Origin of the sequence: Desulfocurvus sp. (assembly GCF_023230885.1) — a bacterium.
In the GTDB taxonomy this organism is placed as follows: Bacteria; Desulfobacterota; Desulfovibrionia; order Desulfovibrionales; family Desulfovibrionaceae; genus Desulfocurvus.
The window spans coordinates 1-5,638 of sequence record NZ_JALNWM010000215.1 but is presented as its reverse complement, the minus strand read 5'-3'; the positions used below and the strand labels follow the sequence as shown (position 1 = coordinate 5,638).

The following is a 5,638-nucleotide window of genomic DNA, read 5'->3' as shown; positions in this document are numbered from 1 at the left end:
CGAGCTGCACGCCCGGGGCGTGCGCGACTTCGCCGCCCACTTCGCCGCCCACCCCGAGGACGTGCTCCATTGCGTGCGCCTGGTGCGCATCATCGACGTGAACAGGGCCACGGTGGAATTGCTCGAAGCCGGCAGCAAGGAAGAGCTGCTTGCCGGGCTGGACCGCGTGTTCACCGAGGAGTCCCTGCGCGTGGCCCATCAGGAGTTCACCGTCCTGGCCCAGGGCGGGCATTCCTTTTCCGGCGAGCTGGACCACAGGACCATGACCGGCAGGACCATCCGCGTGGCCGTGCACTTCAACGTCGCCCCGGAATACCGGGACACCCTGGGCCGGGTGGTTGTCTCCCTGCTGGACATCACCGAGATCCGCCGCATCGCCGCCGAGCTGGAGGACACCCGCGACGCCCTGGAGCGCCGGGTGCTCGAGCGCACCACGGCCCTGGCCGAGGTCAACGCCCACCTGCGTCGCGAAATCGCCGAGCGCCAGGCCGTGGAGAGCAGGCTGCGCGTCAACGAGAGCCGCCTGCGCCTGCTGGTGGACAGCCTGCCCGTGCTGGTCCACGCCCACGACGAGCAGGGCAACTATGTGTTCTGGAACCACGAGAGCGAGCGCGTGCTGGGCTACAGCGCCCGCGAGATCATGGCCGCCCCGGGCATCCGCGCCCGCCTGTACGCCGATCCGGAGCCCATGCTGCGCGTCGAGCGCGTCCGGCGCGAGGGCGACCTGCGCGACCAGGAGCTCGACACCGTGGCCAGCTCCGGGGAGATGCGCACCATCCGCTGGACCGTCATGTCCGACCGCAGCCCCATCCCGGGCTGGGCCGTCTGGGAGGCGGGCATCGACATCACCGACGTGCGCAAGGCCGAGCGCCGCGTCCACGCCCTGACCCACGAACTTCTGCGCGCCCAGGAGAGCGAGCGGCGGCGCATTGCCCTGGAGCTGCACGACAACGTGGCCCAGAACCTGTCCTCGCTCAAGATCTGCTGCGAGACGCTGTTCGACGACGAGGCCGAGGTCTCGCGGCGCCTGCGCGAGCGCGCGGCCGTCCTGGCAGGCATGCTCCAGCAGTGCATCGGCTCGGTGCGCGACATGTCCTACGCCCTGTGCCCGCCCGGGCTGGATCAGCTCGGGCTGGTGCAGGCCCTGGAGCAGTTCTGCCGCGAGATCGAACACGACGCGGGCGTTCCCGTGGAGCTGACCGTGGCGGGCATGGAGGGTGTGCGCCTGGGGCGCGACGCCGAGATCAACCTCTACCGCCTGGTCCAGGAGGCCCTGCGCAACGCCGTGCGCCACGCGCGGGCCGACCGGGTGGCGGTGAAGCTCGTGGCCTCGTCGCCCAACCTCATCCTGCGCGTGGAGGACGACGGGCGGGGCTTCGACGTGGACGCGCGCCGCGCCGAGCTGCACGAGGACCGGCACATGGGCCTGCAAAGCATGGAGGAGCGCGCCCGGCTGCTGGGCGGGCAGTTCCAGATCGTCAGCAAGGTGGACAAGGGGACGAGGATTTTCGTACAAATCCCCATGGGGGAGACCGAGCATGCACGATGAGACCATCCGCGTCCTGATCGTCGACGACCATCCCATGTTCCGCGAGGGGCTCAAGGCCATCCTCAAGCGCGACGCGCGCTACGAGGTGGTTGCCGAGGCGGGCAACGGGCGCGAGGGCCTGGAGGCCGCAGCCCGCAGGCGCCCCGACATGGCCCTGGTGGACATTTCGCTGCCCGACATCAACGGCATCCGCCTGACCCGCGAGCTCAAGCAGGTCGTGCCCGGGCTGCGCGTGGTCATCGTCAGCATGCACTCCAAGATCGAGCACATCGCCGAGGCCTTCAAGGCCGGTGCGTCGGGCTACCTGGTCAAGGAGTCGGCCTCCGACGGGCTGCTCAAGGGCCTGGATACCGTGGCCCGGGGAGAATATTTCCTGGACAGCTCCGTGTCGCCCACGGTGGTGGAAAGCCTGATGGCCTCGCCGCTGCAAAAGGGCGTCTCGCGCGACGCCGACTACGGCACCCTGACCCCCCGCGAGCAGGAGATCATGCGCTACCTGGCCGAGGGGCTCTCCTCCAAGGAAATTGCCGAGAAGCTGTTCATCAGCCCCAAGACCGCCGAGAACCACCGCGCCAACCTGATGAAGAAGCTCAACCTGCACAGCAACGTGGAGCTCATCCGCTACGCCGCCCGCCTGGGACTCATCGATCTGGACCTGTGGATCGACTCCGGGGAGCCCGCCTAACCCGCAGCCGTTCCGCGGGCCCCGGTTTCCCGTCCGACCGCTGCCGCTCGGGATTTTTTTTCGAAACCATCCGTCGTTTTTCAGTTCCCGGTTTCCTTGAGGTCAAGTGATTTCAGGGCTGTGGAGTTCTCCCCCTGAGCGGTCCGGGAATTATTCCCGGGCAGGCATGGGGATTTCCCCCGGGGGATTTGGTTTTTCTCCCTATGTACAGGAATCGCCGAAAATCCTTACACCACGGTGGAAAATCGATTTCAAACCGTGCAGCAAGGAGTTTGGGATATGACCAAGGCGGCGATGGTGGAACGGATCAAGGACAAGGCCAACCTGGGCACCAAGGTCCAGGCGGAGAAGGTGTTCGACTGCATCATGGACTGCGCCCGCGAGGCCCTGCTGGGCGGCAGTTCGGCCATTTTGACCGGCCTTGGCTCCTTCAAGGTCGTCAACCGCGCGGCGCGCACCGGGCGCAACCCCGGCACCGGGCAGGCCATCCGCATTCCGGCCTGCAAGGTGGTCAAGTACACCATGGGCAAGCGCATCAAGAAGGCCATCGGCTAGCCGGGCCGATGATGGAACGGGAGCGGGACCAGGAGAGGGAACGCAGGCGGCAGCCCCGGGTGGCGGTCTGCCTTCCGGCGGTGGCCTTCGACCGGCCGGGGAGCCAGATTCCCGCCACGGTGACGAACCTGTCCACCCTGGGCTGCCGGATGCGCGCGCCCTGGCTGGGTGGCCCGCCCTCCGGCGGCTTCGCGGATTTCGACACGGCGTTTTACGCCCTGGGCATGCCCTGGCCCATCGTGTTGCAATGCAACGCCGTCTGGACCCGGGAGCGCCACCAGGCCCTGGACATCGGAGTCGTCTTCGACGGCGGCGACCAGGACAGCCACAGCGCGTTGCGGCGCTACATCGAATCGCGCTTGCAGGCTGGCCGGGCGCTGCTCTAGCGGCCGAAGAATGCAGGAAAGCCGCGCATGCCAGGCATGCGCGGCTTTCGTCGTCCTTGGGGCGGCGTCGGGAAGGGGCTGCGGCCCGGCCCGGTGGGCGTTGGCGCATCCTTCCGTGCCCGCAGGCCCGGCGTGGCCGTTGCGGCGCCTCGCCGCCTTCGCGCCCCGTGCGTGTCGTTCCCGTGGCCGCGGTCCGGGGCCCGGCCGGGCGGCGCTGCCTCCCCGGGGGTGCCGGGCGAGGGGCGGGCGGCCTTTCGCGCCGCGCCCCGGGGTGCGGGGGCATGGCCGTTGCGGCGCCGGGCGGCCGGGGAGCGGCCGCGCGCGGCTGGCCGGGGGTTTTCTTTTCGGAAAAAGGGGGATAGGGGTTGGCCCTGGGGCCGGACGGCCCGCCACCCCGCGCCACCGCGCCAGCCCACAAGCAAGGAGCCCCACCGGCATGCAGGCACCAGAGATCGAACCGCGCGTCGCGGCCCTGGTCATCGACTCCCTGGCGGCGGACCTGTTCCGTTTCGCCAAGGGCTTCCAGCGCCAGGGTCGGCGCAGCGAATTCACGGTCAAGGTGGCCGACGACGAGTCCCTGACCGCCGCGTATCTGTTCCGGCCCCGTTCCCAGGTGTTGGAACTGGATGGGCTGCCCGAATCCTTTCGCGGCCAGGTCCGGCCGTTCAACGTCCTGGGCATGATCCGCGACAGGGGCCCGGAGGGCGCGGCCAAGGGCCGGGTGGTCCTGGACCTGCTGGCCGGGCAGTCCAAGCCCTTCGCCTCCCTGCGCAGCCCTGTGGAGATGCGCGCCGCGCTGTACCCCGGCTCGGTGCTGACCTTCGTGAACCACCTCCTGCGCTGCCGGGGGCTGGAGAAGGACATCTCGGAGTTCGGCTACGACGAGTTCCGGGCCGAACTGCGCCGCCGCGAAACCGAAAATCGCGCGCAGGGCCCGGCGCCCTTCCTTCCGCCCCGGCCCTAGCCAGAGGCGCGGGCGCCGCACGGCCCGGCCCGCCCCCTGGGGGCAGGCCGGGCCGCGCGCATTTTTGGCCCCGCCGCGCCCTGCCCCCGGCCCCTGGCCCAGGGCGGCCGGATCGCCAATCTGCGCGCAGGGGGGGCTCCTGGCGGAGTTGGACAGGCCCGACCGGGTGGAACCCGTCGGCCTGGTCTCCGGTCAGCGTCTTCCTGCCTCCCGCTGCTGCCCGGCAGGGCCTTCTGCAGCAACGAGGTCCGCGACGGGCTGTTCACGGACAAGGCCCGGGGGAACTCAAGGCGAGCTGTGGGCAAGGGGCCGCATATGCGGCTTCTGGCCAAGGTCATCCAGAATCCTTGACGGTCCCAAGAGCTTGGGCGGACTTTGTCCGTCCAGCCTGGGCGGGCGCGCCCGGGGCGCGCGGCGGTGTTCATGTCCAAGGCCGGGCGGAGCGAAGCGGCGATGCTGGGCTGTTTGGAGAGGCGGCGGGCGGGAGTGCTTGTAGACCGGAAACGCTCAAGTAAGCCGGTGCCTTGAGCCTGTCGACCAACCTATCCCTCCCCGGCGGGTTGGTTGAGACGACAGCCGATATGCAAAAGCATAACGTTTGGCAACTACGGAGTCAACGATGCCTGAATTGAGAAACGTCTGGATCGTCCGGCTCGGCAGCTGGACCGACAGTGAGGGTGCACCAAGGACTCCGGCATGAGGGAAATGGTGGCATATCCTGCACAGGAAACACAGGGGCGATAGGGAGCTGGAAGGTGGCTGCGGTAGCCCTGCCGGGGCCTCTGCTCGGGGCTTGGCCGACCGGAGGGCGTCAGGCGCCGCGGCCGAGCAGGCGGGCCGTGGCGTCCAGGATGACCTGCATGTCGGCCAGGGGCTTGATGAAGACCTCGTCGCGGGTGATGCCGATGGCCCGCAGTTCGCGGGGCAGCTTGTAGTTGGTGGAGCCGGTGTGGACGATGAAGCGGGTTTCGGGGCTGAGGGCGTGGGCCTTGACGATGAACTCGCTGCCCGCCATGCCCGGCAGGCGCATGTCCACCACGCCGACCATGATCGTGTTGGCGGCCAGGACGTTCAGGGCCTCCTCGCCATTGCTGGCCGTGAGCACACGGAGCCCCTCGTCCTCCAGGAAGGCTTCGAGGTTCTCGCGCACCATCTGCTCGTCGTCGAGGATGAGCACGGTCACGTCGGCAAGGTCGGTCATGGGCGCTCCCGGAATTGTCGGTCCGCCTGTTCTTGGCCATCGTGTCGCTTTTGTTCTCCTTTTCGGCGGGCGACGGCAGGGCGAAGCTTCATGTATGTCTTTGTATCACAGCGGGGGTGGTTCATAAAAGGAAAAAGAGTTGAAAAGCGTCGTCAACAAGACGGTTCGCCTTCGCCGGGCGCCGCGCCGGGCCCGGAGGCGGCCTGCGCCTCGCGCTCCAGCGCCGCGCGGACCATGCGCAGGCGGTCGAAGCCATAGCGTCCGCCCAGGGCCCCGTGGGCCAGGGTCAGGGACGCGG

At 68.9% G+C, this 5,638-nt stretch carries 6 protein-coding genes; 5 read left to right on the top strand and 1 reads right to left on the bottom strand.

The window, feature by feature from the left end; all coding sequences use genetic code 11:
* From M0P34_RS13270 to M0P34_RS13250, 5 genes are all read left to right on the top strand, one after another.
* The coding region (locus M0P34_RS13270) for an ATP-binding protein (RefSeq protein ID WP_291499929.1) at positions 1-1,549 on the top strand (1,549 nt) is incomplete at its 5' end.
* The gene (locus M0P34_RS13265) at positions 1,539-2,234 is read left to right on the top strand and encodes a response regulator transcription factor (RefSeq protein WP_291499927.1); all 696 of its coding nucleotides are present in this window, start codon (positions 1,539-1,541) and stop codon (positions 2,232-2,234) included. The genes M0P34_RS13270 and M0P34_RS13265, both read left to right, overlap by 11 nt.
* Before the next feature lie 279 nt (positions 2,235-2,513).
* The gene (locus M0P34_RS13260) at positions 2,514-2,789 is read left to right on the top strand and encodes an HU family DNA-binding protein (protein WP_291499925.1); all 276 of its coding nucleotides are present in this window, start codon (positions 2,514-2,516) and stop codon (positions 2,787-2,789) included.
* A gap of 8 nt (positions 2,790-2,797) precedes the next feature.
* Positions 2,798-3,175: a PilZ domain-containing protein gene (locus tag M0P34_RS13255; RefSeq protein ID WP_291499923.1), complete on the top strand. Its 378-nt coding sequence runs from the start codon at positions 2,798-2,800 to the stop codon at positions 3,173-3,175.
* Positions 3,176-3,611: 436 nt separating this feature from the next.
* Positions 3,612-4,139, top strand: coding sequence for a hypothetical protein (locus M0P34_RS13250; RefSeq protein ID WP_291499921.1), 528 nt, complete (start codon positions 3,612-3,614; stop codon positions 4,137-4,139).
* Positions 4,140-4,950: 811 nt separating this feature from the next.
* Here M0P34_RS13250 and M0P34_RS13245 read toward each other — a convergent pair.
* Positions 4,951-5,340 carry a response regulator gene (locus tag M0P34_RS13245; protein WP_291499919.1) on the bottom strand — a complete coding sequence of 130 codons (390 nt, stop codon included), beginning with the start codon at positions 5,338-5,340 and terminating at the stop codon, positions 4,951-4,953.
* Positions 5,341-5,638: the final 298 nt, after the last annotated feature.